This window comes from Salinispira sp. (assembly GCF_059431795.1).
This window is the reverse complement of record NZ_JBXWXS010000022.1, coordinates 16,041-42,639: the sequence shown is the minus strand read 5'-3', so window position 1 is coordinate 42,639 and position 26,599 is coordinate 16,041. Positions and strand designations below refer to the sequence as shown.

General features: G+C 52.8%; 21 protein-coding genes and 1 tRNA gene. 6 read left to right on the top strand and 16 right to left on the bottom strand.

The features are described 5' to 3' along the window. Window positions 1–350, top strand: a 350-nt coding sequence (locus tag AC52PS_RS08055; protein ID WP_495562536.1) for a hypothetical protein, incomplete at its 5' end; no start/stop codon positions are given. A 683-nt stretch (window positions 351–1,033) separates the two neighbouring features. On the opposite strand, the gene AC52PS_RS08050 is transcribed toward AC52PS_RS08055, so the two are convergent. Further along, window positions 1,034–1,106, bottom strand: a tRNA-Phe gene (locus AC52PS_RS08050). A 278-nt stretch (window positions 1,107–1,384) separates the two neighbouring features. Here AC52PS_RS08050 and AC52PS_RS08045 point away from each other — a divergent pair. The 3 genes from AC52PS_RS08045 to AC52PS_RS08035 are packed head-to-tail and all read left to right on the top strand — an operon-like array spanning window position 1,385 to window position 5,109. Next, on the top strand, window positions 1,385–2,665 hold the full coding sequence (locus AC52PS_RS08045) for a flagellar motor switch protein FliG (RefSeq protein ID WP_495562535.1): 1,281 nt from the start codon (window positions 1,385–1,387) through the stop codon (window positions 2,663–2,665). A 36-nt stretch (window positions 2,666–2,701) separates the two neighbouring features. Next, window positions 2,702–3,259: a TM2 domain-containing protein gene (locus AC52PS_RS08040; protein ID WP_495562534.1), complete on the top strand. Its 558-nt coding sequence runs from the start codon at window positions 2,702–2,704 to the stop codon at window positions 3,257–3,259. A gap of 59 nt (window positions 3,260–3,318) precedes the next feature. Next, complete coding sequence (locus AC52PS_RS08035; RefSeq protein ID WP_495562533.1) at window positions 3,319–5,109, top strand: alanine--tRNA ligase; 1,791 nt, start codon at window positions 3,319–3,321, stop codon at window positions 5,107–5,109. 163 nt (window positions 5,110–5,272) lie between these two features. Here the strand turns inward: AC52PS_RS08035 and AC52PS_RS08030 are convergent, their stop codons facing one another. The 15 genes from AC52PS_RS08030 to loaP form a co-directional block, all read right to left on the bottom strand. Continuing rightward, on the bottom strand, window positions 5,273–6,493 hold the full coding sequence (locus AC52PS_RS08030) for a tetratricopeptide repeat protein (RefSeq protein ID WP_495562532.1): 1,221 nt from the start codon (window positions 6,491–6,493) through the stop codon (window positions 5,273–5,275). Between the two features lie 97 nt (window positions 6,494–6,590). Next, the gene (locus AC52PS_RS08025) at window positions 6,591–6,917 is read right to left on the bottom strand and encodes a hypothetical protein (protein ID WP_495562531.1); all 327 of its coding nucleotides are present in this window, start codon (window positions 6,915–6,917) and stop codon (window positions 6,591–6,593) included. 54 nt (window positions 6,918–6,971) lie between these two features. Next, window positions 6,972–7,562 carry an imidazoleglycerol-phosphate dehydratase HisB gene (gene hisB, locus AC52PS_RS08020; RefSeq protein ID WP_495562530.1) on the bottom strand — a complete coding sequence of 197 codons (591 nt, stop codon included), beginning with the start codon at window positions 7,560–7,562 and terminating at the stop codon, window positions 6,972–6,974. Then, window positions 7,555–8,187, bottom strand: a complete 633-nt coding sequence (gene hisG, locus AC52PS_RS08015; RefSeq protein ID WP_495562529.1) for an ATP phosphoribosyltransferase — start codon at window positions 8,185–8,187, stop codon at window positions 7,555–7,557. The genes hisB and hisG overlap by 8 nt, the downstream gene beginning before the upstream one ends. Next, window positions 8,178–9,335 carry an ATP phosphoribosyltransferase regulatory subunit gene (locus tag AC52PS_RS08010; protein ID WP_495562528.1) on the bottom strand — a complete coding sequence of 386 codons (1,158 nt, stop codon included), beginning with the start codon at window positions 9,333–9,335 and terminating at the stop codon, window positions 8,178–8,180. The genes hisG and AC52PS_RS08010 overlap by 10 nt, the downstream gene beginning before the upstream one ends. Then, window positions 9,332–9,907, bottom strand: a complete 576-nt coding sequence (rsmD, locus tag AC52PS_RS08005; protein WP_495562527.1) for a 16S rRNA (guanine(966)-N(2))-methyltransferase RsmD — start codon at window positions 9,905–9,907, stop codon at window positions 9,332–9,334. Before rsmD ends, AC52PS_RS08010 begins: the two co-directional genes overlap by 4 nt. Then, window positions 9,904–12,030 (bottom strand): ATP-dependent DNA helicase RecG, encoded by a 2,127-nt coding sequence (locus AC52PS_RS08000; protein ID WP_495562526.1) that lies wholly within the window; start codon window positions 12,028–12,030, stop codon window positions 9,904–9,906. The genes rsmD and AC52PS_RS08000 overlap by 4 nt, the downstream gene beginning before the upstream one ends. Before the next feature lie 27 nt (window positions 12,031–12,057). Further along, entirely contained in the window at window positions 12,058–12,648 is a 591-nt protein-coding gene (locus tag AC52PS_RS07995) for a YggT family protein (protein WP_495562525.1), read from the bottom strand. After that, entirely contained in the window at window positions 12,626–16,153 is a 3,528-nt protein-coding gene (dnaE, locus tag AC52PS_RS07990; RefSeq protein ID WP_495562524.1) for a DNA polymerase III subunit alpha, read from the bottom strand. Before dnaE ends, AC52PS_RS07995 begins: the two co-directional genes overlap by 23 nt. Before the next feature lie 22 nt (window positions 16,154–16,175). After that, a complete protein-coding gene (locus tag AC52PS_RS07985) occupies window positions 16,176–17,027 on the bottom strand; it encodes an FAD binding domain-containing protein (RefSeq protein ID WP_495562523.1) in 852 nt (283 codons plus the stop codon). Then, window positions 17,011–17,505 (bottom strand): (2Fe-2S)-binding protein, encoded by a 495-nt coding sequence (locus AC52PS_RS07980; RefSeq protein WP_495562522.1) that lies wholly within the window; start codon window positions 17,503–17,505, stop codon window positions 17,011–17,013. Before AC52PS_RS07980 ends, AC52PS_RS07985 begins: the two co-directional genes overlap by 17 nt. Then, complete coding sequence (locus AC52PS_RS07975) at window positions 17,495–19,660, bottom strand: xanthine dehydrogenase family protein molybdopterin-binding subunit (RefSeq protein WP_495562521.1); 2,166 nt, start codon at window positions 19,658–19,660, stop codon at window positions 17,495–17,497. Before AC52PS_RS07975 ends, AC52PS_RS07980 begins: the two co-directional genes overlap by 11 nt. After that, window positions 19,657–21,186 (bottom strand): DegT/DnrJ/EryC1/StrS family aminotransferase, encoded by a 1,530-nt coding sequence (locus tag AC52PS_RS07970; RefSeq protein ID WP_495562520.1) that lies wholly within the window; start codon window positions 21,184–21,186, stop codon window positions 19,657–19,659. Before AC52PS_RS07970 ends, AC52PS_RS07975 begins: the two co-directional genes overlap by 4 nt. Then, the gene (locus AC52PS_RS07965) at window positions 21,170–22,663 is read right to left on the bottom strand and encodes a polysaccharide biosynthesis protein (protein ID WP_495562519.1); all 1,494 of its coding nucleotides are present in this window, start codon (window positions 22,661–22,663) and stop codon (window positions 21,170–21,172) included. The genes AC52PS_RS07970 and AC52PS_RS07965 overlap by 17 nt, the downstream gene beginning before the upstream one ends. Before the next feature lie 89 nt (window positions 22,664–22,752). Beyond that, window positions 22,753–23,286 carry an antiterminator LoaP gene (loaP, locus tag AC52PS_RS07960; protein WP_495562518.1) on the bottom strand — a complete coding sequence of 178 codons (534 nt, stop codon included), beginning with the start codon at window positions 23,284–23,286 and terminating at the stop codon, window positions 22,753–22,755. 103 nt (window positions 23,287–23,389) lie between these two features. Here loaP and AC52PS_RS07955 point away from each other — a divergent pair, with 103 nt between their 5' ends. Together AC52PS_RS07955 and AC52PS_RS07950 are read left to right on the top strand one after the other, a co-directional pair. Further along, the gene (locus AC52PS_RS07955) at window positions 23,390–23,920 is read left to right on the top strand and encodes a hypothetical protein (RefSeq protein WP_495562517.1); all 531 of its coding nucleotides are present in this window, start codon (window positions 23,390–23,392) and stop codon (window positions 23,918–23,920) included. 17 nt (window positions 23,921–23,937) lie between these two features. Next, window positions 23,938–26,520 carry an SPOR domain-containing protein gene (locus AC52PS_RS07950; RefSeq protein ID WP_495562516.1) on the top strand — a complete coding sequence of 861 codons (2,583 nt, stop codon included), beginning with the start codon at window positions 23,938–23,940 and terminating at the stop codon, window positions 26,518–26,520. Window positions 26,521–26,599: the final 79 nt, after the last annotated feature.

The following is a 26,599-nucleotide window of genomic DNA, read 5'->3' as shown; positions in this document are numbered from 1 at the left end:
TTCAAAACCGTACGGCATCGGACTATGATGGCTTAGCCGGTCCGGCTGATCAGCAACACTCATTTATCATCCAATATCACGCGGAAGAAGAAGGTCGTATTCCTTTTGATTTGACTTCTACCTATGGCAATGGCGGCGGGATTATCGATGCGGATTTGCGCTTTGCTACGATGCAGTTTTCAGTCCCCGATGCAGGATTTTTTTCTCCATATAATCAATACCGAATTTCTCAGGAGTATGATTACGAACGAGGTACATTGGTTGAGACCGTCGAGCTGTTCTTACTCGACAAAGCGGGGAACGAAGTCCCCTATGCCAAAATAGAGGAGCGGGCGGTAATGTATCGCTGACCACAACTCGCTTGAGATTACAGTGGCCTCCAGAGCCGGTCTCTTTGCGCTTTTCGGGATCGCTCCTCAGCCCTCCGGGCTTCCGGTACGACCCTGTTTGACGGGATCGTTCCTCGCCATGCACCATGGCTGCGGTACGACCCTAGATGCATCGAACTGGCAGCCGATCTTCACTGACACCAATAAAAAAGCCTCCGGACAGGTGTCCGAAGGCTTTTTTATGCCGCCGATGCCTGGTCGCGAGCTGCGCTCGCTGCTCGGCCATGCATCCATGCTGAATCGAACGCAGTCAATCTTCACAGAGACATAAAAAAACACCCTGAACCTTGGTCCAGGGTGTTTTCTCATGCCGCCGATCTACTCGGCATGTTCCTCGGACTTCGTCCTGCGGTACACGCCTGTTTGCCGGGATCGTTCCTCGCCATGCACCATGGCTGCGGTACGACCCTAGATGCATCGAACTGGACAGTCAATCTTCATGGTCAGTATAAATAAAAAGACCCAGACACAAGGTCCGGGTCTTTTTATCTATGCCGCCGATCAGCGAGATCGTTCCTCGATGCTTTGCATCTCCGGTACGACTCGGGATCGAACTGTGAGAGTTTATAAAGCTAATAATACAGTTGATTCTTCAGTGACGATAAAATAAAAGGCCCCAGACCTATGGTCTGGAGCCTTTTATTTGCCGCCGATCAGAATCGAACTGATGACACAGGGATTTTCAGTCCCTTGCTCTACCGACTGAGCTACAGCGGCATCCACGTTTTACAACGTGAGGGTAGTTATAATAAAGACAGAAATTATTGTCAACCTGAAACGGTGAAAAAACTCTTGTACTCCACACCAGGTGCAGGGAAGCAGGTAGGAGGTTTTTCGCGTATCTCCTGTTATAGTTTCGGAGTTTTCCTGCAGCAGCGGCTGTATGGCGGCGGACTTGGAATGATGTACCATTGCAAGTGAAACAGCCAATTTGCGGGGTTCTGCGTACTGTAGTTGTTGACCGGAGGCGGTGAGGCCATCTATTCTGTGTACAGATGAAACTAAACAAGCACATCCAAAATGCATACGGCAAGGGCGGAACTCCCCAAGAGAACCCGCCCAAATCCGGCCTTGCCGACCCATCTGACCCTGCCGACCAATCCGGCCCCGCTGCCCGTTCAAAGAAGCATGGCATAGCCCGCCCGGTGGAGGGAGGCTCGTCCGATTCCCAGGCCCGAACCCAGACCCGATCCCAGGCCCGTCCTCCTGGGAAGTCAGGCCTGGTAAAGACCGGTTTGAGCGGCGATGATTTTCTCAAGATTATCAGCCGCAGCGCACCGGACGAAAAGCCAAGCATACGGGAAATTGCCGGCCTGCTCATGCTTATGGGTACCGACCAGGCGTCCCGGATTCTTGCCCTGCTGCCCGATGATATGGTGGAGAAGATCACCGTTGAGATTAGCCGGATCCGTGTACTGAAGCCCGAAGAGAGCAAGGCGATCATCCAGAAGTTTCAAATCGCCGCCGGCAGGGAGCAGGAGCGTCTGAGAGGCGGGAAGGATGTGGCCAGGGATATTCTCGAACGTTCCATCGGGCGCAGAAAGGCCGTGGATGTTCTTGCCAAGACCTCCAGTTCGCCGGGATTCGATCAGCTTGATTTCCTGAATGAACTGGAGCCGGGACAGCTGAAACAGCTTTTGCGGGATGAACCGCCAAGGCTCATCGGGATTATCCTTTCCCATCTTGAACCCGGTCGGGCGGCTGGATTGCTGAGGGATCTTCCGGTGGAAAAAAAGCCCCAAATTATCCGGAGCATGGGAGAAAAGGTGAAGCTTTCCCAGGATGTTCTGCATAATATCGCAAAGGCAATTAAAGGCAAGATCCGGAGAATCGGCACCCAGCACACAGATGAACTAGATGGTGCTCAGGTTCTTGCGGAAATTCTTCGCAGTATGGATGCCACAAGCGAGCGGAATATTCTGGAGGATTTGGGGATTGAGGCTCCCGATGTGGAATCCCGCATAAAAGAGAGACTGTTTACCGTAGATCGGGTGTTACATATACGGGATACCGATCTTCAGAGAATTCTTGCCGATATGAATGATGAGGAGATCGCCCTTCTTATGAAGGGAAAGGACGAAAATATCCGGGTCCGTTTTTTGAAAAACGTCAGCAGTCAGCGAAGTATTGCAATCAGTGAGAACTACCATTATCTTGGACCGGTTCCCCGTAAAGATGTGGACGAAAGTACCCGGGATTTTATCCTGAAACTTCGCAGGATGGAAGAGAACGGCGATATTGTTATCCCCCGGGATGATGAACCCATGGTGGAGTGAAATCCGCCGGGGTAAGGCAGAAAACAGGAGTGTTGTGTGGGCAGAAAACGTTTAGGTGATTCATATTTACTTTGCATGCTGGGATTTCTCGGTCCCGCGGGAATTCACCGCTTTTATCTGGGAAAGCCGGTTTCCGGTTTGTTTTATCTTTTTACCTATGGGTTCTTCGGCCTGGGCACTATCATCGATTTATTTAAGATGCCTCAGATGGTTGAAGATGCGAATAGGCGTCTGTATATTGAGCGGGCTCTTGATGATGAAGATGATTTTGAACGTTACCGGAATTATCCTCCCCGCCGTCTGGGTGAATACAATGGCGGACAGACTGCTTCCCGGGCATCCAATGTTCCCAAGCGGCCTGAAGCCAAGAGTCTTGAGCATCTGATCTTTATTCTGGCTCAGGAGAATAAGGGTGTTCTTACCGCAGCCCAGCTTGCTCTGGAATCGGGGATACCCGCAGACCAGGCCCAGCATAATCTGGAACTGATGGTAGCCAAGCAGTATGCCAGGGAAGGGATGCGGCACAATGGTTTGAAGGTGTTTGTATTCGAAGAGTTTTTGAGCGATCCGGTCCGGGCTCAGTTGAAATTCTGAAACCGCGAATGGTGCGTATAACTGTACATCTCACATTGAAATCATTATAATATCCGACTATGACTGCCAAAGAACTGAAACAAAAATATATTGAATTTTTTAAAAGCAAAAACCACGCAGAGATCTCCGGTAAGAGTCTGATTCCTGAAAATGATCCTACGGTACTGTTTACAACCGCGGGGATGCACCCCCTCGTTCCTTACATTCTGGGAGAGGAGCATCCCGCAGGTACCAGACTGGTGAATGTGCAGAAATGTATTCGCACCGGAGATATTGACGAGGTGGGTGATTCATCCCATCTTACGTTTTTCGAGATGCTGGGAAACTGGAGTCTGGGAGATTATTTCAAGGAAGAAGCCATCAGCATGAGCTGGGAATTTCTTACTTCCCCCCAATGGCTGGGAATTGACCCCGGGCAGCTTGCGGTTACCGTGTTCCAGGGAGACGATGACTCTCCCCGGGACGATACCAGTGCAGAGCTGTGGAAGAAGCTTGGGATTCCAGAGGACAGGATTTATTACCTCCCGAAGGAAGATAACTGGTGGGGACCTCCGGGGAAGACCGGACCCTGCGGACCGGACACCGAGATGTTTATAGACACCGGCATTCCCGGTACAGAAAAGAGCAGGCCGGGTGTGTCCGACGGGAAGTGGCTTGAGATTTGGAATGATGTGTTCATGCAGTACCGGAAGAATGAAGACGAAAGCTTCGAGAATATGGACCGTAAATGTGTTGATACGGGAATGGGAGTGGAGAGAACCGTCGCCATTCTTCAGGGCAAGAAATCGGTATACGAAACCGAGCTCTTTCAACCCATCATCTCCGCAATCGAGGAACTTTCAGGCAGAAGCTATACTTCCAGCGAAAATGATGACGACCGCTCAATCCGGGTTATCAGCGATCATGTACGAACCGCAACGTTCATTCTCGGCGATGATGCTGCAGTAAGTCCTTCCAATTTGGGGCAGGGTTATATTCTGCGCCGGCTTATCCGCCGGGCCATCCGCCACGGTATGAAGCTGGGGCTGGAAAAGGCCTTTATGGCAGAGCTCAGCTCGGTAGTAATCGACGTATACATGGATTTTTATCCCGAACTTGCCGATCGCCGGGAAAAGATCCAGCGCGAACTGATTATGGAAGAGGAAAAGTTCCTGCAAACCCTGAGAAAGGGAGAGCATGAGTTTGAGAAAATGCTTCCAAATCTACTCAAAGGCAGCAAACGGACCATTCCAGGCAGGCTTGCATTTAAACTCTACGACACATTCGGGTTTCCCCTTGAACTCACCCAGGAATTGGCCGGAGAGCATGGCTTCGATGTTGATGTAAACGGCTTCGATGAGGCGTTTAAGAAGCACCAGGAAAAGTCCAAAATGGATACCAATGCGTCGTTCAAAGGCGGCTTGGCCGATCATGGAGAGGCCACCACGGCGCTTCACACCGCAACGCATCTGCTGCATGAGGCCCTTCGTCAGGTTCTGGGCGAACATGTGGCCCAGAAAGGCAGCAATATTACCACCGAGCGGCTGCGATTTGACTTTTCCCATCCTGAAAAGATGACATCGGAAGAAATTGCAAAAGTTGAGGAGATCGTTAACCGTCAGATTGAACGGGATCTGCCTATCAGCTACACCAGCATGACCCTTGAAGAAGCCCGGAACTCCGGTGCAATTGCCCTTTTCGGCGATAAATACGATGAAGTTGTGAAGGTGTACAGCATCGGGGATTATTCTAAAGAGGTGTGCGGCGGTCCCCACGTGGAAAACACCGGAAGCCTTGGCCGATTCAAAATAAAAAAGGAACAGTCCAGTTCCCAGGGCGTGCGGCGAATCAAGGCAGTTCTTATCCCCTAGGTATTTTTCGCCGGCGCAGAGATCCGCCAATAAGCTTCTGAAAACAAGACAGAAAAGAGCACGAAAAAAACCGGCTGAAGAGGTTCTTCAACCGGTTTTTTTTACCGCCTCAAGGTAAGCACGGCCTCATGTATGGTCAGTATATACTCAGTTTTAAGACTCGTTATATGCCCAGATCCCGCTGATAATCCTGCATAAGATTCTGTACACTCTGATGCACGCCCCTGACGCGTCCGAAATTCTGGAGCAGCTCCCGGGCGGAGTGTCTATCCTTCAGGTGTACATAGCATTCCATCAGCTCGGGATAGATGCGGAAAATCCGTGATTCATTTTTTAAAAGCCCTTCAAGACTGCGGGCCGCATCTTCATACCGTCCCCGGTGTTTGTTCACTGTGGCCAATCCAAGTACTGCGTATGTGTCGTATTCTATGTTCAACGCCCGGTGGTAGTACAATTCCGCTTCATCCAGCTTGCCCTGTTTCCGGTATGCGTCGCCGGCTCTGGTGAGAATCACCTTGTTTTCCGGATCCTTATCCAGAATTCTGTTCCAGTAGTCCAGGCTTCTGTGGGGTTCATTCATTCCCCGATGGCAGTCCGCAAGGCCAAAGAGGGCGTAGAAGTTTTTCGGCTCTTTTTCAAGCGCTTTTTCAAAATACACGGAACCTTCATCGAACTGTTTCAGCTTTCTGTGACAGTTTCCTATGCTGGTAAGGACCCGAATATCCACCCTGTCTCCCTGAATTTCATGCATCCGCATCCAATACGAGAGGGCTGTTTCGAAGTTCTTGAAATCGTAGTGTAAATGTCCAAGCCCGATCAAGGCGTAGGCGTTGTCCGCCTCCATTTCCAGAACCTGAAGATAGATTGCTTCTGAGCGCTCGAGGTTTTTCACCTTCCGGAAAGCGTCGGCGACCCGGGTTAGTACGGTGACATTTCTGTCATCCAGTTTTAGGTAGCGCTCCCACACGGAGATGGCTCGGTGAAACTGTTTCAGGCTGCGGTAGCAGTCCGCCAGACCGAAGAGGGCATAGTTGTTTTCCGGGTAATAATCCAGGCAGCGCTGGTAGTACTGGGTGGCTTCCTGGAACCTGCGCTTTTTCCGGTATGAATCGCCGATACCCACAAGTGCATAGTTATTCTGGGGATCGGTTTCGATAATTTCACGAAAACAGGAAATAGCCTCGGAGCTCTGGCCCTTTTTCAGCAATTGATACCCCTGCCGTGAGAGATTAGCGATCTCTGCGTACTCATCTTCGGCTTGATGAGCCGGTTGACCGGGAGAGGGGGATTTCACATTGATTTCTGAGGGGTCATGATGCCGTGAATGATGATTTCCTTCATCAGCTGCATGATCTTCTTTAACATCTGTCCTGAAACCTGACATACAAATCCTTTTTTATATGTGCGGTATTCAGTTACCGCGCTTTTTTACCTGAATATGATCAAAGACCACATGACATTGAACATATTATAGCTAATATCTATGATTCTGCTAACCAGTTTTGCACGATACGGGACATTTTTTCCACTATTTGTTCCCGCTTGCGGTTCTCAGGGGCAATTATGTACATTTGCAGCGCCTGAAGAAAGCGGTTCTGTTTATAATAGTGATCCCCTATGCGAATAAGCCCGTCGGTATAATGAACTGTGAGAAAGACCCGCTTGGCTTGTTCTATGTTGCCGGAGTTGTACAGCTCATTCCCTTTACGGATCAACGCGGATCGTTTTTCTCCGCTGAGAGCTGCGGTTTTGGGCGGTGTTGTCTTTATCAGCCCTTCACCGGGAAACGTGAGCTTATCGATATCCATAACAGGTTCCGAAATTCAGTGTAGCCCCCCTTTGCGGATATATCAACCGGGAGATCACAGCGCTTCTTTGGTGGACATGTCCGCTCTGCTTCCGGGCACCGCTGTGTATGCCTGTGCCAGAGCCTTACCCAGGGCTTTAAAGAGGGCTTCGATCATATGGTGCGAATTATCACCGTAATGACAGATCAGATGTACATTCAGCCTCCCGTTATGGGCCAGGGCGTAGAAGAACTCCCGGAATAGGCTCATATCGAAGCTGCCGCTGTAAGGCTGGGGAAAATCGGCCTTGTAGACCAGAAATGGTCTGTTAGCTGCGTCGATCACCGCTTCGCTCAGGGCATCGTCCATGGGGATTCGCCGCTCGCCGTAGCGCTGTACAGCCTGCTCAGCTAAAAGACGCTGAAACGCATCACCGAGAACAATTCCCACATCTTCCACCAGGTGGTGGGGGTCAACTTCCACATCGCCAGCGGCCTGAATTTTCAGTCCGAATCCGCCGTGCCAGGCCATGGCGGTGAGCATGTGGGAGAAAAAGGGCAGGGGAGTTTCTATCTCCGGCCGGTATTTACGGTCCAGATCCAGAGTCAGACGGATACGGGTTTCGGCGGTGTTCCGCTCTATTTCTACTGTTCGTAATTCACTCATCTCCCGCAGCCTCCAGAATTTCAAGAAAATGCTCAATTTCCCGGTAATGATACTTGTAATAGGCGGGATTTGCCACAAGATGCACCCGAATGCTGCTCAATTCCTGGAGTACTTCCAGATTATTGGCTTTCAGGGTTCCTCCGGTCTCAACCAGATCCACAATATAGGGGGTGAGTCCCAGCACCGGAGCCAGCTCAACCGAGCCGTTGAGTTTGACCATCTCCACGGGGATATTCTGATTATGGAAGTAGTCCCGGGTAAAGCGGGTGAATTTGGTTGCCACTTTCAGTCCTTGTTCACTCATATCGATGGATGCTCCCTTTGGCCCGGCCAGGCACATTCGGGTACTGCCAAAGGGCAGCTCCTTCAACCGGTGAAGGGGCACCCCTGCCTCATAGAGGACATCTTCCCCGCATACCCCCAGGCCGGCAATTCCGTGGTGCACGTAGGTGGGCAGGTCGGCGTTTTTCACCAGGAAGATTTCCAGCCGCTTGTCTTTATCACGGGCCACCAGCTTACGCTTCTCAAAATGATATTCTATACCCGCTTTTGCAAAGTGCTCCCGTACCTGTTCTTCAAGTCTGCCCTTGGGAAGGGCGAGGGTAAGAGCTGTGTTTACAGACATACGCTGCCTCCGTTCTTCCGAATTTCCCGGGCTTTTTCATAGCGTCTGCGGAAGTTCATATCAGGTTCCTCCCGTGAAAGTCTTCTGGGTTCAACGGGATCCCCCGCCGGATTCAAGCCTCCCAGGGCACTGAGCATAATGCTGAAACCCACGGCTCCGCTGTTCATTCCCATCTCTTCAATCAGGTCATCATATCTTCCTCCGGAGGCTATACCGTATGGAATTCCCTGGGTGTATACCTGAAATACCATTCCCGAGTAATAATGGCGCTGACCGATTTCCGACAGGTCAACCCGAAAATGCATGTGGGGAAAATATTCTGATACCGTGGAGCAAAGTTCTCCTAAATACACGATCTCACCGCTGATTCCCGGAGCAATTTCCGCAAGCTTCGGATCTTCGGCCAGGTTCATCAGCTCCTGGAGCCTATCCTTCTCAGTTTCCGTACCCGTTTCTCCCGGGCCTTTCTCAGGGCGATGAATGTGGCTGATCATGGAAAACAGCCGGCTGATAATCCGTGCGGTCTCTGCTTGAAATGTACCTGAAATGAGAGACTCAACGGCCCTCCAGTCCCGTTCCAGAATGACCGCTTCGATTTCCTTTAATACGGAGGGGGATTCGATGGAGGAGAATATCTGGTTGAATATTCTCCTGCTGCCGATATGCACCGCCGGCTGTTCGATCCCCAAAGCCTTCAGCTGTTCGCTGAGCATGAGAAGAATTTCAAGATCAGAGTCTATGATTTCGCCGCCGATAAGTTCTGCCCCGCTCTGGTAATGTTCGTTCCGGGATATATCGATACTGTCTTCATGACGGAGAATGCTGTCGCTATAGGCCAGCCGTACGGGAAATTCCGCCCCATTGAGCAAACTCTGGAAATGCTTCAGAAGAAAAATGGTGATATCCGAACGAAGCATGAGTACTTCCCCGTCCCGGCCGATGAGCCGATAGAGCCTGCTCTGTTCGGCAGCGGTGAGCATGTGGCTGTGGGCGTCGAAGAAGTCAACCATGGGGGTTTGAACAATGGTGTATCCCCATTGGGAGTACAATTTGTTGGTTACATCAATGGCCTGTTGGTGTCGTGCCGCTTCCTCCAGAAAGAGTCCGGCTGATCCCGGGGGAAGCTGCAGCATTGCCTTGGTATTCACGGTACCTCCTGTTGGGCCTGGGACCGTATCACCTGGTAATAATAGACCAGTGAACGGCCGAATTTTTTTTCTTTTTCACATGTGAGCATGAGTTGCCCTTGGGCGTTGGTAAACTCTCTATGAATCCTGTCTTCTGCGGGAAAATGCATGAGCACCCGGGTTCCCGGAGCCACCAGGGCTGAATTAATGAGCTTTTTCAGCAGATCATTTTTATGTTTGTAGGGAAATGGGGGATCCAGAAATATCAGGTCGAAACATTCCTGCCGGGTAATAATAAACCGTTCTACCGCGCCCAGGGTGTAGCTGCATTGGCTGCCGGCGATTTCCAGATTTTCCTTAAGCATTTCCTTCTTTCGGCGGTCCCGCTCCACCGAATGAACTCTTGAAGCTCCGCGGCTGGCCGCCTCCAGGGCGATGATTCCCGATCCGCTGAATAGATCCAGGAATGATTGTCCGTCCAGAGGGCCCAGGGAAGAAAAGATCGCTTCCCGCATCCGGTCCATTGCCGGCCGGATTGTGCCCGGAGGACAATGAATTCTGCGTCCGGCAAACTCTCCTCCGGTTATTCTCATGAAAAACTCCTTGCCGCGGCCTCTATGAGGTCACGATCACCGTAGAGTGATGCATATTCCAAGTCAAGATACCCTGATTGCTCCACTCCCGCAATATTTCCCGGACCGCGGATCTTCAGATCTTCCTCGGCGATAATAAAACCGTCAGTATGTTCCTTCATGATCCGAAGCCGCTTCTTTCCATCCTCTGTGAGCCGCCGATCATACACCAGATAGCAGTAAGATTGAAGGGCTCCTCTGCCAACTCTTCCCCGAAGTTGATGCAAGGCGGCAAGACCGAAGCGCTCGGCATGTTCGATAACCATTGCGGTTGCTCCGGACACATCCAGCCCCACTTCCACCACGCTGGTGGCCACAAGAATCCTATGACTGCCGCTCTGAAAGGCTTCCATCTCCTTTTGGCGGGTGAGCATATCCTGGCGGCCGTGGACCAGACCCACGGAAAACTCAGGGAAGTGCCGTTTCAGCTGTTCATACATTTCTTCTGCGGATTTCAGGCCCTGTTCGTTTTCATTGTCGTCCGATTCGATCCGGGGGTACACGAAATATGCCTGTTCGCCCCGGGCCAGCAGTTCTCCTACGGCCCGGTACACCTTTTCTTCCCGGCCCATGACCGCAAGATGGGTGTGTATAGGTTTTCTTCCACCTGGCATGCTCCTGATGGTCCATAATTTCATATTGCTGAATAGAGTCAGGGTCAGGGTCCGGGGGATGGGTGTGGCACTGAGCATGAGTACATGGGGGTTTTCAGCCTTTCCGCTCAGCTCCGCCCGTTGGGCTACGCCGAAGCGGTGCTGCTCATCGATGATCACCAAATCCAGCCGGCTGAACTCAACATCCCGGGAGAACAGACTATGGGTGCCCACTACCAGGCCGGCATGGCCCTGGCTCATTTCTTCCCGGCAGGTCTGCCGTTCCTGCTCGGCCATATCCGATATGTAGAGCCTGGGGAGAATTCGGTCTGCATTCAGCCCTGCCTGTCGAAAAAGCTCTGAGGTGGATCGCAGATGCTGGCGGGCGAGGATTTCCGTGGGAACCATTAAGGCGGCCTGTCCCCCGGATTCAATTACCTCCAGGGCGGCAAGAAGGGCTACCAGGGTTTTTCCGCTCCCCACATCCCCCTGGAGGAGGTGGCTGCGGGGTTTTCTCTTCAACGCCTCTGCCAGCCCCTGTTGAACAGTCTGCTGGTCTGGGGTGAGTTCAAAAGGGAGTGAATCCCGCAGCCGGTCTCTGAGGCTTCCCTGTACCTGCTTCCCGGTTGCGGGGTGTTCCCCCTTCCATCCCGGCACCGATGAACCTGGGCGGCGTGCCGGGCCTTTTCCGGGAGAACTGGCGGGACTGTCGATAGAAGCGCTCCCGGGACTGTCGATGGGCGTGCCGATTGGACTGCTGCCGGCGTTTCTGTTTCGCTGGAAATGGAGGGCTTTCAGCTCCCCGTAGGCCAGACGCCGTCTGCCCAGGGCGGGCTGTTCCACTGTTTCCGGCCGGTGAAGCAGCTTAAGGGCAGTGTACACGTCCGGCAGTCCCAGCTCCGCAAGTTCGCCGGTAAAATCCTGCGAACCGGCGAAGCGGGGATCATCGGTAATGCTGTCCCTGCATTGCTCCAGAACTGCTTCATGGAGTTTGGTAAGAACCATGGCCGGTACGCCGGGAATTTGGGAATATCTGGGTTGGATCCGGAAAAATGAAGCGCTGTGGCGGGGAGAAACCAGCTCAAATGCTGAACTTTGTATTTCTCCCCGACGGAGAGCGAATCTGCCGCTGAGCAGCCACTCGCTGCCGGGTACTGCCTGCTTCCCGAGGAAGGGGCGGCCGAAACACAGCAGGGCGGCCCGGGCGCTGCCGTCATCCACCCAGATTTTTGGAACCTTCTTCCTCCTGGCATAAAAATAATCAAGGTGGAGTACGGTGATACGGGTGAACACCTCACCCGTGCCCGATGAGTCATAGAGAGTATTCAGAGGTTTGGTCTTTCTGCGGTCTATGTACCCCGAGGGGATGCGAAAAATCAGATCCAGTTGGTCATGAATGTTCCGCCCGGCCAGGGCCTGTAGACGCTTTTTCCCCACCCCCGGAAGGGTATCCAGGGCCGGGATTGCCGGGGATATTAGTATACCGCCCACGGCAGAGAGAATTTCCCTCGACATGTATTAAAACGGGATGCGCTGAATAAGTCCGATAATCGGGCCGGCGGCCACCCTCAGAAGAATGCTCACCAAAAAACACAGAGCCAGAAATAGGCCCAACGCATTCCCCCAGGGTATAGATTTTCCCGGAAGAATTTTCGAGAATATTCGGGAAACCAACGGCTGCAGGAAGCTGTCCAAACGGTACCAGAGGGTTTCTACGCTGCTGGCATGAATGAAGAGCCCTACAATGCGGATTAGCGCAATAATTGCAAAGAGGGAGATAATTGAGCTGACTCCGTAGAAAACGGTCTGCACCAGCACCGCCAGGGTTACCGAAACTGAGATCAAACCGCTGGCGTATGTCTTAAACAGGTTAGAGACGAAAATGAGGAAAAAGATTCCCAGAAGGGGACTGAAATCGATAAATCCAACCCGGAGGAAACCAGTTCCCCGAAAGAGGTTCAAATAGGGATCGGTTATCCGCCTGAGCAGATCCACGCCGGGCATATTCAGATCCCCGGCAAACCAGGATAGAATGATCCTCAAGGAAATGATCAGTAAGTAAAAATCTATTAGGTAGCTTGCAAACTCAAACACGCGATAGGGATTCATGATCCGCTCCTTCTTCAGTCTCCATTCCACGTTCGGGTCTGTTCTCTTCCGTACCGGAGACTTCATGTAAATCTTCAATGGTGGTTTCAAGATACTCTTTCCAGACACGCTCAACAAGGGGATGGGATTCTAAGGATGCGGCAGCGGGACTGCTGATCTGAAGATGACTGGTTGCCCGGATAATCCGATCACCCTCCCCCGCGGGAACATGAATGAGCACCGGGCAGTTACCGGGACTGTCGTTAATCAATTCTCTCAGGGAAAGAAGGTCGCTTTCGTTTTCAGGCACGGTCTTTAATCTGATGTGAATGCTTCCGTTATCTTTCCTGTCCATTTCATCGGGCAAGCGGATCTCTTTTACCACCAGCTGGGGTTTATCCCTGCTCAAATCCACCTCTCCCGTCATGCCGAGAACGGTATCCGGTTGAACGATTTCGCTGAAGGAAGCGAATATATCCGGAAAGAGTACAAAATCAATTTCCCCACGGTAATCTTCCAGGGTGCCGAAACTCATTCGACTCCCCCGCTTGGTCATCACAGCCCGGTACTGGGTAATGAGTCCCAGTACGGCGTACTGTTCTCCCGCCCGGGCCCGGGTGACCTGTGCAAGATCCAGGGTGCTGGACTGGACCCACTCATTCTTATAACTGTCCATTGGATGGCCGCTGAAGTAGTACCCGATCAGATCCCGCTCCCAGCCCAGCCTCTCTGTAAGATCATACTCCCGGCTGTCATCAAGAACCAACTCCGGGTATGCCTCGGCGGGAGAATCGTCGAATAAGCCGGTCTGTCCGAAACGCTTGCCGTCTTTTTTGCTCACCGCAATTTCCAGCAGCTCTTCTATCTTTTCAAGAATTCCCATTCTGGAAGAAAATACCCGGTCAAAGACACCGCACTGAACCATCGTTTCAATTACTCTCCGGTTTACCGTCTTCAAATCAACTCGTTCGAGAAAATTATCCATAGAAGTGAATGAACCGTTGGCTTCCCGCTCCCTGAGTATCTCATCAACTGCGGAGGAACCCACGCCTTTGATCCCCATGAGACCGAAGACGATATTCCCATCCACTACTGTAAAGTACTTATCCGAGTCATTTACATCGGGCGGAAGAATATCAATACCCATGATCCGGGCTTCGCCCAGATAGTCGGCGAATTTATCCGGATGGTCGATCTCATTGGTAAGGTTGGCGGCCATGAACTGGGCGGGGTAGTTGGCCTTCAAATACGCGGTTTTATAGGCAAGTACCGAGTAGGCTGCGGCATGACTCTTGTTGAAACCGTAACCGGCAAAGGGTTTGAGTAGCTCGAAAATTCCGTCGGCGGTTTGTTCTTCGATTCCTTTCTGCTTTGCGCCCTCCATATACTCAACCCGCATCCGGGCCATATCCTTTTCTTTCTTCTTACCCATTGCCCGGCGGAGAATATCCGCCTTACCCAGGCTGAATCCCCCGATAATCCGTACCGTCTCCATTACCTGTTCCTGGTACACAATTACCCCGTAGGTTTCCTTCAGCACCGCTTCCAGATTTTCATGGGGATAGACTATTGCGGAAGGGTCCCATTTGGAATCGATAAACTGGGGAATATTATCCATGGGACCGGGACGGTAAAGGGCATTCAGGGCGATCAGGTCTTCTATACAGTTGGGTTTTGCATCTTTGAGAATGTTCTGCATACCTTCGGATTCAAACTGGAATACCGCGGAACTCAACCCCTCTCCCAGCAGTTTGTAGGTGGCTGCATCGTCTTCGGGAATGGTGGCTGTATCCACTTCCACGCCGGTCTGGGCGATCAGTTTTTCGGTGTTACGGATCAGAGTGAGGGTTTTCAGTCCCAGAAAGTCCATCTTTACCAGACCGTTGTCTTCCAGCTGATCCATGGTGTACTGGGTGGAAATGGCTCCGGTCTTGGGGTCCCGAAACAATGGGACGTATTCGGTGAGTTCCTTTTTCCCGATTACGATACCGGCGGCATGGGTGGAAGCGTGCCGGTTCAGCTTCTGAAGCCGTGTGGCAACATCTATCAGTTCCCGGTATCCGCCACCGCTGTCGTAGAGCTCCTGAAGTTTGGGTTCCTCTTCCAGGGCTTTTTCTATGGTGATTTTCGGTCCGTCGGGTATGAGTTTTGCAATCCGGTCCGCTTCATCGTAGGAAAAGTCCAGCACCCGGGCCACATCACGGATAACCGCCTTGGGCTTCAGGGTTCCGAAGGTAATAATCTGTCCCACTTTATCGGTGCCGTATTTCCGGGTCACGTAATCGATCACCTCCTGCCGCCGTTCGAAACAGAAGTCGATATCGAAGTCGGGCATGCTCACCCGTTCGGGATTCAAAAACCGTTCAAACAGCAGCCCGTACTTCAGCGGGTCTATGTCGGTGATCTCAAGACAGTAGGCAACAATGCTGCCGGCTCCCGAACCCCGTCCCGGTCCCACGGGAATATCGTGGTCCTTGGCATAGCGGATGAAGTCCCACACAATGAGAAAATAGCCGGTGAACCCCATGCTGATAATAATATCCAGCTCGTAGTCCAGCCTTTTCCGCATTTCATCGGTAATGCTGTCATACCGGCTTTTCAGTCCCTGGTCGGAAAGATGTCTGAGATAATTATCTGGTCCTTCAAATTCCTGGGGAATATCATAATCCGGAAGGAGTGGCCCGGGTAGTTCCATTTGTAAATCGATCATCTCATTGATCTTCATAGTATTGTTCAGGGCTTCAGGGTAATCGCCGAATATCCGCCACATCTCTTCGGGAGATTTCAGGTAAAACTGGTCGGAGCTGAACTTGAAGCGTCCCGGCTCATTGATCTTCCGCTTATTCCCGATGCACAGCATCACATCGTGGGCGTGGGCGTCCTCGGGTTCCAGATAGTAGCTGTCGTTGGTGGCCACCAGCGGCAGGTTCATATCCCGGGAAAACTCTATGAGATTGCGGTTCACCGTCTGTTGGTCGGCAATGCCGTGGTCGGTGAGCTCAAGGTAGAAATGGTCATTCCCGAAAAGCTCTGCATACCATGCGGCGGCTGCCCGTGCCTCATCCAGGCGGTTACGGGAAATCAGCTGGGGAATTTCCCCGCCCAGACCTCCGGAAAGGGCGATAAGATCTTCGTGGTGGGCTTCCAGCAACTCTTTGTCTATCCTGGGTTTATAGTAAAAACCTTCGGTGTAGCCCATGGAGGAAAGCTTAATCAGGTTGCGGTATCCTTTGTTGTTTTTTGCCAGAAGGACAATTCGCTGATAATGCTTGGAGTTTTCACTTGCGGATTTGCTGTGACGGCTGTCCGAGGCCATGAAAAAATCGCAGCCGATAATGGGGTTGATCTTTGGTTCATTTCCGCATTCCTGGTAAAACCGGTAGGCGCCGAAAAGGTTTCCGTCGTCGGTGAGGGCAATTCCGGGCATGTTCATATCCCGGGCCTTGGTCACCAGACCGCTGACCGTGGATGTGGCCCTCAGCAGACTGAAATCAGAATGATTGTGCAGATGAACAAATTCCTTCATGAACCCTCCGTGTACAGGTATATCAGGATTTATTCAAACTGTGAATAAACCAGGCGGAAAGATTCTGCAGCCTGGTGTGCATCAACTCATCATCCAGATGTTCGGGAACATGGGCCTTCCATTTGCTGTTGAAGTTTTTGATATAACTGCGCACATCCCGATCCTGCAGGGGAAGACGTTTTCCGGTGAGCAGGGAATCGGCGTTCCGGTTGCGCAGTTGAGCCAACTCACTGAAAACATAGGACACCCGAATTTCTTCAAGCATTCCCCGGTGAACCGATGCCAGTGCACAGAAACCGTATTCCATTCCGTTCTCCCGGGATGCGTATTTGCGAAAAATCTGATGACTCCAGACATTAATCGGAAGGCGCACCCGGGTAAGAATTTCAGAATCTATGCTTACTCGGTTTTCACTGTTTCGCAGTTTTGCAATGCTTACCCATCGGTTGCCGTTGGGACCCCGCATTTCCGCACTCCCGTCGGCAAGACTGAAGTAATAGTAGGCGGACAGATACCTGGGGTGAACCAGAATGTTGCCTCCAACGGTTCCCAGACTACGAATACCCGGCTGTGGGATCGCAAGAATGGTATCCCGTAAACCTTTGGGCACAATGGCATCTTCCAGGCGTATCAGCCGTTCCAGGGTAACCATGCTTCCCAGCTCCAGCAGGCGGTCGCTGCGGTAGATCCTGCGCAGCTCTTCTATATTATGCAGGCTGAGAATATCCTGCTGAATCCGTGCCTTCCCCGCAGCCGCAGTCTGAATATGAGTTCCACCGGCGAAAATCCTGCAACCCGGCCGCCGTTTCAGGATGGCTATGGCATCATTAAGACTCCGTGGGCTGAATACTTTCTGGTTAGCGGCGATTTGCATTCAGGGCCCTCCGTTTCCGCCGGAGACTGTCGGCGATTTGTACCGCTTTCACAAAACTGCCCTGGGAAGTACAGCTGCACCAGCTTTCTCCCACATAATGGAGAATGGTATTCTCGTCGGGTTGATTTTCATTCCGTCTGAGAATGGATTCAGCCAGGATAATTTTCGTAGGAGCACAATATTTACAGGGATAAAACCCCGCCCGGAGAAATGCAGTTTCAATGTGCCCGAATTCTTCCCGTTCTATGAGGCCGCTCAGAGTTTCCACATGACGGCCAGGAAGATTAAACGCCGGCAGAAGACAGGCGGGGGTCGGGTGGTCGTCAACCAACACCGTGCAGGCGCCGCAGTGCCCCCGTTCACAGCCCCGGCGGACATATTTCAGCTCAAAATGATAACTGAGAATATCCAGAAGCGATGTCTCAGGCGGAATTTCCAGATACTTTTCCTCATCGTTCAAATAGAACTCAATTATCATCTTCCGCCTCCTCGCTTTCTCTAATGTAATTAAAGATCACCTGGCTGTCGCAGGGAATGCTGTCGAAGTACCCCCCCGTAGCCTGGGTAAGGGCGGAAAGATATGCCGAGGGAATGAGGGCGAAGGGCAGATCCCTGAATCCGTTCTGTTTGGTTCTGTCGCTCCTGGCTCCCTTGCCGGGAATAAAGTCGATGGTAATTTCCGGTATTTTCCGGTGTTCCAGTCCACGGGTAACCTCTCCGCTGGGAAGTTGAAGCACCCCGTTCTTAAATTCCCGGGGATACCCCCGTATCCAGTTGAGACATTGCATGATCTCCCCTTCCAGGGCGGAGCGGGCTTGGCCCACATTGAAGAGGGAAGGGGCATCCACAACCATCCAGATTCGTTGAATTTCAGGAATCAGACTTACCGGATCAAGTTCAACCTCAACTGCAGCTGCACCGTAGGAGCGGTACAGGAAGGGGTCCCCCTCCAGCTTATCCTGATCCCATCCGGGAAGACGGGGAAAGCGGAGAGATGTTTCGATGCTGATGGGAAGAGGACTGTGAAAACGCTGTTTCTGGATTTTTCTGCAGGCCTGACGGAAGGTATCGGTAACCACAGTGAGCGAACGGGAAAGACACACCGGACCCGAATCGGGTATGTCCCGTGAATCGCTGGTGTGGAGAATTACCTTATCGCTCTCCACCCCCAGTTCTTCCTTAATGATATTTCTCATGTACACCTTGGCGGCGGAAGTACCCGGGGCGGTATTCACATAGCCCTGAACGCTTCCGTCGGTTTCAAGGCTCACCCGGACCCTGGGTTTGATTTGCTGTTCCATTGTACGGCTGAACCCGCTGGGCTGGAATCCGTAGGACATTCCCATCCCGCGGTATTTTTTCCCGCTGGTTTTTCGAGCAATGCTGTCCCTGGAAGATCTTCGCTTTCGAAGCAGTTCGAAGGATGAATGTTTCCGGGTGAAATCCGAGATTACCGATAACCGTTCAAGAATTCCCTGATTATCCAAATCTTCTTTCACCGTCCACTGGGGTGGGGCGGTGTCACCGCTTCTCAGCAGGCGTTCACGCCGCCATTTCAGAGGGTCCCTTCCTTCAATCTCCGCAATTCTGTTCGCCTGAATCTCAGCGGGAATTTGCATGAGGGTGGCATGAAAGCCGTGAAAAATACTCATGGGCGGAAGATTGCTCCGGTAAAGATGAATGCGCACCCTCCAACTGGGAGAACGGTACAGCCCGGGAGCGGCGGCAAGGATCTGATTAATCATTTCCGTTGAGAACAGGGCAAACGCACCGGTATTCACATCCACTATTACATCATTCACCAGAATTTCCCGGTCCGGGGAAAACCCCACATGCTGTTTTACATGGATGGGGGGCTGACGGGTGCCGAAGAGCTGACGTTCCTCTTCGGATAGTATCAGTTTGATATTTTTTCCGGTGAGTTCCGCAGCCACCCCGGTGTACAAGGCGATCAGACTGCCGTCCACCAGCAGATGATCATGAAAAACCCCGGGGTTGGTGGGGACAATCTCTATCCGGGGCTTCTTCTGTTTCAAAATTGAGACAAGGCTGTCCGCTATGAGGTGGGGCCAAATTGTGGGCCCGATAAGCCTGAGCAGATCGTCTTCCCCCCATTCGGCGAAGCAGCCCATAACTTCCCTGCTGGTATCGCTGTGGGTACCGATCTCGTAACTGCTCTCCACGCTCTCCACGCTTTGCTCCCACATGAGCCCCGGACTCCCGATACTCTTTTCAGACTGCCGGTAAATCTGCTGGGGGTCGCTCAAGGATTCGGGAAGGGGAGGGAACTCTTCGTACTGTATCTGAATCAGGGGCTCGCAGGCATTCAGCAATTCTTCACTTTCAGCAACCAGCAATGCCACCGGCTGGCCGAAGTAGTGCACGTCGTTTCCCGAGAGCACCGGCAGGTCTTCGCCAAAGAGACGGAAGCTGGTTTCTCCGGGAATATCCTTCTGCTGAATCAGATATGCTCCCAGGGAAATAAATTCCGGATCTACAAGTATGGAAACAATAGTTCCCCGGAGAATGGTTGAACGGATTATTCTGCAATACCAGCCATCTTTCAGGGGGTAATCCTGAAGAAACATGCTGTTGCCCGAGAGAATATCCCGGACGCTGCGTTTACTCTTCATATGCCTCTGTAAGAAGTATCTCCGATTTTCAGCGCTTCTTCAATTATTCTCTCTGTTTCTTCCCCGCTGAGGGAGGGAAATATGGGGAGACTGATACTTGAGCGGTACGATTCCAGGGCGTTGGGAAAGTCTTCCCGTTTCAGGCCGAAGGTTTTTGCATAGTAGCTCATAAGGTGCAGGGGTATAAAATGTACGCTGCTGCCGATTCCTTTTGCCGCGAGTCTGGCAATAAACTCATCCCGGCCGATGCTCAGTTTATCGAGATTCAGCCGCAGGCTGTAAATATGCCAGGAGTGGCTCATGTCATCCTCTGCCCGGGTGCCGGTACCGTCCTGCCGGGACGGATCCCGTTGCTCCAGGTGGCGGATGTCGCTCTGCTCCAGTTGGCGGATGTCGCTCTGCTCCAGGAGGGCTTCTGCTCCAGGCGGGAGACTGCACCAATCTCTGTCTGCGAAGGCCCGGGCGTAGCGGGATGCTATCCGTCGCCGTTTCAGCAGGAATTCATCCGCCCGCTTCAGCTGCACACGCCCGATAGCCGCCAGTATATCCGGCAAATTGTACTTAAACCCCGGGAGCACCACATCGTATTCCCAGCCCCGGCCGGGGGTAGTGTATCGGGACCACACTTCCCGGCTGATACCGTGGAGACGCAGCCGCTTGACCCGCTCAAGCAGTCGTTCATCTCTGCTGATCAGCATTCCCCCTTCGCCGGTGGTAATGGTCTTATTCGCATAGAACGAGTACACGCCGAAGCGTCCCCTTCCGCCCTGAATTCCCCCGTCCGCTGTACGGGCGGGGAAGCTGTGGGCGGCATCTTCCAGGAGCTCGATTCCCGCATGCCTGCAGATCTCCTCTATATCTCCGCCCCGGTGTTCGTAGCCGGCGAAATGTACGCTCATGAGCCCCCTGATCTTCCGGGAACGCCAGCTGGAAGCCAGCAGATGCTCTGCCCGATCCGGATCCAGATGAAACCCTCCGGGAGCGCAGTCCACAAAGCGGGGTTTCAGCCGGTTGTACAGCAGGGCGTTGGCGCTGGCGGCAAACGTGTAGGGGGAAAGCAGAATTTCACTTCCCTCGGGTAAATCCAGGGCAGCAAGCCCCACATGGAGCCCCGCTGTGGCGGAAGAAAGGGCCAAAGCAGTAACCGGACTTCGGGGTGCCGATTCTGTACCTGCATCAGCAAAGCCCGCATTCGCAAAGCCCGCATCACCAGAGCCGGCGGCGCTGCCGTCCGGGACCTTGGCATGAGCCTGGCCCGGCTCATTCCTATGCTCCGGCAGATTTTCCTGGCCCGCCTGAGTTTCGTCGCCCGGCCCAGTTCCGTGGCCCGGCAGCTTTCCATTGCCGGGCCGGGACCCTGCCGTATCGACATTTGAGATAAAGCGGCTGAATTCCTGTTCGAATTCCAGGGCCTGGGTTCCGGTGGTCAGCCAGCCGCTTCTCAAAACCTTGAGTACCGCTTCCTCCTCTTCGCTTCCCAATAGCGGCCTGGAGTAAGGGATTTGAGCTTCAGAATTCCGGTTCATCGGGGTACTCCTTCAGACTAGGCAGGTATTTTCGCATAATGCTGCGCAAAAGACGGCGGTTGCGGTATCGTTCCGGAAACTCTCTGCTGCGGTAGCACAGGGGATGCAATTCCATCATCAGGGACTCAACATCCACCCGGTTCTCCCTGGCACTAACCCGCTGAATGCCCGGGAATTCCGTCTCCTCGCTGGTTTCACCGGCGTCATGGAGACGCTCTTCAAGTTTCTCACCCGCTCGTGCGCCGATAAATTCAAAGGTAATATCCTTGTCCGGCTCAAAACCGTAAAACCGGATCATCTGTTCTGCCAGATCCCTGATCATTACCGGTTCACCCATCTCCAGGGTGTACAGGGTGCCCCCGGTGCCCACGCCTCCGGCTTTCAGTACGAGACTGGCTGCCTCGGGAATAGTCATGAAAAAACGGCGCATTTCCGGGTGGGTAATGGTCACCGGACCGCCGGTGAGAATCTGCTTTTTGAACAAGGGCACGATGCTGCCCCGGGAGCCCAGCACATTTCCGAAACGGACCACCATAATGTCGTTGTTTCGGCTTGTTTCTCCCCGCTTGAGCACCAGCTCTTCGGCCAGCCGCTTGCTGGCACCGTAGATGCTGGTGGGTTCTACTACCTTATCTGTGGAAATCAGTACCAGCCTGGCCCCGGATTGGCTGGTCAACGCATTCAGTAAATTTGCAGTGCCGAAAAGATTATTTTTCACCGCCATTACCGGATTATGTTCCATCATAGGAACGTGTTTGTAGGCGGCGGTGTGAAAGACCACATCGGGCTTGAGCCGGGGAATAATGAATTCCATGTAATCCGGATCCTGCAGTTCGCCGATCACCGGCACAATTGTAGCCTTTTCCCCCACGCCTTCCTGCTGAAGGAGGCGCAGTTCCCGGTCTATCTCATAAATGCTGTTCTCCCCGTGACCGAAGAGGTATAGTCTGCTTGCTCCCCCGTGGAGAAGCTGGCGGGACAGTTCGCTGCCGATACTTCCTCCGGCTCCGGTTATCAGCACCCGCTTTCCTCTCAGGTAGCTGATACTTTCTTTCAGGCCGATCTGCACCGGCTTGCGCAGGAGCAGGTCCTGAGGATCGATCTCCCGGGTTTGCACCAAGTGAGCACTTCCCTCAATAATCTGCTCCATATCGGGGAGAATCTTGATTTTACTGAACTGCTGCCGCTTCAGCTGGAGAAATATCTCCTTAATCCTGTCCCTGCTCACCGAAGGCATGGCTATGACTGCCATATCTTCACCCCTGGGCTCGAGCATGGGAATAATATCCTTCACCGGTCCAAGTACCGGGATATCATCAATGTGTCTGCCGATGATCTCATTATTATCATCCAGATATGAGGCGACATTCCCGAAAATCCCTTTCCGCTCTATTTCTTTGGCCAGAGTCTGCCCGGCGAATCCTGCGCCGATAATATAAATCCGCCCCTTCGGATTCTTCTGCTGTGAACTGCTCACCTGGTAACTCCCTTATTCCCTGAGTCGGACAAATCATTCTCTGGAAGTCCGTTCAAATTTGTTGTTTGCTGTGTTGTGATAAACTGACCTCATTTCTGAACATCGGCAGAATTCTGCTTTTTCATGTCATGAAATGAGAAATCCACTTCGAAGGTTTTATTGTACATATCCAGACGCACCCGAGCCCGTCCTTTTCTTCTGTCCACCTTCACAATCGACCCCTCAAGGCCTTCAAGAGGTCCATGGAGCACCTGTATCCGGTTATCAGTATCAAATTGAACCGCTGAAGAGCCGATGATCTCTCCATTCCGTAAAAGCCGGGAGAAAAATTCCCGTTCCCAGCTGTTCAGGGGCAGGGGGTGAAGGTTATCGGGCAAAATCCGTAAAGCCGTGTGGATGGTTCTCATGCTTTCCAGATATTTCTTGTGGATATGTTCGGTTTCCAGGAAGATATATCCGGGAAAAAGGATATACTCTTTCGTGAAGTGTCGGCCTTGCTTGCGGATTTTCATGTGCCGGCGGGGAATGTGTATATGTTCTCCCAGCTCGGGATGCGCCAGTACAAGTCTCTTGCGCAGTAGATCCTCGTTGCCGGAGAGACACTGGAGAACGTAAATTTCCATCGTTTTTTGAACCTATCACTAAAATATCCTTTCAGCAACTGCAGGGTTCAACTCCTGCTACAGTCTCCGTCTCTTCTGCCGACATTGAGAAAGGAGGATTCTCATGAAAATTCAAAAATTCCCTCTGATTCTCATAATAGCACTTACGGCAGTTCCCGGTTTTATGCTCCATGCCGGAACCGTGATGATCAGTTATGACCTGGTTCTCGACGTACACAGTGAACTCATTTCATCCCGCTATATCCGGGAAACCAGTGTGGATGTTGAATCGGGGATTATGGACGATCTATTCGATAAGGGACATATTGTATTTAACGCACCGGGAGAAATATATGAAGACAGCACTCAGCTGCCCGGTGAGGCGGAGACCCAAAGTCTTCTGGCAAGACGCAGCAGAATCGCCCGGGAAGGGGGGGCGGATACGCTTATTTATCTTCGTCTGTTTTATGACGGACAAAATGAAAGCAGCATCCATCTGACCGCTCTCGAATACGAAATTATCAGGGTGAGGGACGCAGTTGCCACCCTGGCGGATTCCAGTATTGAATATGAGGTGGAACCGCCTCTGCAAATAAACGGATATGAAGCTTCCAGAATATTTCTTAACCGTATAGCTTCGGCGAGCTTATTTTAGGCTGAGGGGACATAAGCATGAAACGATACATCGCTTTAATACTAATAACGATACTTTCAGGAATACCGCTGGCTGCCCAGGAGATGTATGAAGGCCTCTCCGCCAGGAGCAGGGCAGGGGAATTTCCCGAAGAAGGATACTATGCCGCCAGCAGCAGCTTCTCCAGGAACTCCCTGCTGGAGGTTCGCAATCCCGCCAGCGGAGAGAGCATCCGGGTAATTATTGTTGATGATCTCAACGAGCCGGGTATTTTCCTGCTTCTGTCCCGGGAGGCGGCTGATGCTCTTGGGGTTGAGCGCCGCAACCCCATCAACCTCATTGCAAGCCCTATCAGCGTACCCGGACTGGCTTCCGTGGAGTCTGGCAACGATTTGCCCTTCAGTCCCGATCCGGATCAGAACCCCGGTGCCGAGATTTCGGACCCTAACCGTTTTGTGTTTGACCCGGGTGCCGAAATTCCCGAAGTAGATAATCCGCTCCTCCGACCCGATGGGGAAAACGGCTCTGCTCAAGCTGACTCCCAACAGAGCAGCGATAGGGATCAAGACTCCGGCCAAAGCGAGCCCCCCCAGCAGCGCAGCAATCAGGCAGATGAAATTCCTTCCGACGATGCACTGGTTATCCTTGAAGAACTCAGCGAACCAGAATATGAAGAGTTTTTTCTCTCTCAAAACGAACGGGAAACCCCGCAGGAACCTGCAGCGCAGCCGCCGGAAGACCCAGCGGAAAAGCCTGCGGAAGAACCCGCAGCTGAACCATCCCCCGATCAGAGCGATGTTCGGGAAACACCGGCCCCCGCCCCCGCTGATTCCAGAGATACATCTCCCAGGGTAACCCGCCGCGGACTCAATGAAGGTGTGAGCGAAATCCGTGAAGATTCTATCCGTTCGGATCTTCCCTACACCGGGGCTCAGGCACAGCGTGAGCAATCCCCGCGGATGGTGGACTCAGTGGGCCCGAAAGGAATTCTGGAAGCCATAACCAGGCTTCAGGACGGGAGCAATGCTGTCAGCCCGGATTTCACCATTGCAACCCCCGACTACGTCTTCTGGCCTCCCGAATATGATCCGGAGCAATTGAACGCACCCCAGCCGGAACCCGAAAGCGATATAGCAGCTCTGCCTCCTGAGACGACTCCCGAGGAAACGGCAGCTGAACAAGCCCCTCTGCTTGACGATCAGCCGGAAGATCAGGAGATCCCACAGGACGCTCAAGACGATCAGCGGATTGCAGAACCTCTGCCGGAATCGGTTGCTGAAATAGACGAGAGCAGCCGGGAACCCGGCGATGATGCATATGCCGAAGAACTCCTTGCCGATCCGGGACAGGAATGGATCCGCCGGATCAGGGAACGCTACCCGGAAAGAAATCTCTTTCTGCCACCCGGCGGCGGAGAGCTCTCCGAATCAGTTCCCCGTATCAGCAGCGATGATGCTCCTCTTCAAGATCTTCCTCTGGCCGAAGCGGAAATGGATATGAGCCGTCTGGCTTCAGATGAACCAACCGAAGATCTTCAAGAGCTGACGGAATCAGATATAGACGATGATCTGCCGGCAATGGACTATTTAGATTACATTGCCAGCGGCGAGCCGGACGTGCCGGATTTAGAAGGGCTGCCTTCGCCGGATCCCGGAATCGATGAATCAGCACAGGATTCCAACATTCGGCTGTCCTCTCCTGAGCCCCGGCCGTTGGACGAACACACCGTTCCTCTGGCACAGTACATCGATCCCAGGCCCGGGCTGCCCTTTTCTCGAATCAGTGCCCAACCCCGTAATCTGGAGAATATTGAGGGTGATAGCGAGCCCAGGGTGGCCGGCGAACAGCGACCTGCAGATCCTCTCCCCCGTCCTGTTGCCGAGTCCGGTGAAGCTCCTCAAATCGGCCATGAGCCGTTGGAAAAGCAGTATGGTATAGAAGCAGGCATTCTCCGGCTTTCCGCGGATGATCCCGAAGTATCCCAGGCCAGTCCTCCGGAACCCGGGGACAGACGGGTGGCTGAAACAGAATCTGATACGCCGGTTTCCCCGTCGGGGGAAACGGAAGACCCGGATAGCATAGATTTGCCCATTGAGCGGGAGAGTCCCGAAGACGTGATTATCACCATGGAAGAAGCGGACTTCCGAAGCCCCGAGATACAAGAGCCGGAAGAAGCCGCTGAAGACGCTCCGGATCTGCTGGTGTATCTGGAGGAAAGCTCACCCCGCACTCCGCCTCCCCGGCCGGAGGAAGGAACCGATAAGCCGGAAGAAATTCAAAGGCCCGCGGGACCGGCATCAGCTGCTTCCCCGCCAGATGATCTTCCTGACAGGAACTGGGCGGAAGCCAATCTTCCCTTGGTGAACACCCTCCAATCCGGTGGGTATTATCTCCAGGTGGGTGCTTTCGCCAACCCCAGAAGCGCAAAGAGGGTTGTGGAAGAGGTGGCTCCCGGGTATCCCCTGGCGGTGCTGCCGGTGGACAGAAGCACAGAAAGTGCTGAAACATCCAGCATTTACCGGGTATTTGTAGGGCCGTTGAACAACGACGAAAAGGGAACCGTGCTCTACTGGTTCCGGGCCCGGGGGTACAGCGATGCTTTCATCAGGGAGGGGATTTAATCCCTTCCCTGCCGTCCCGGGCGGGAAATCCCGCCCCGTATCTTCTCATTTTTCGGAGATTCTCAAGGTAACACCGGCT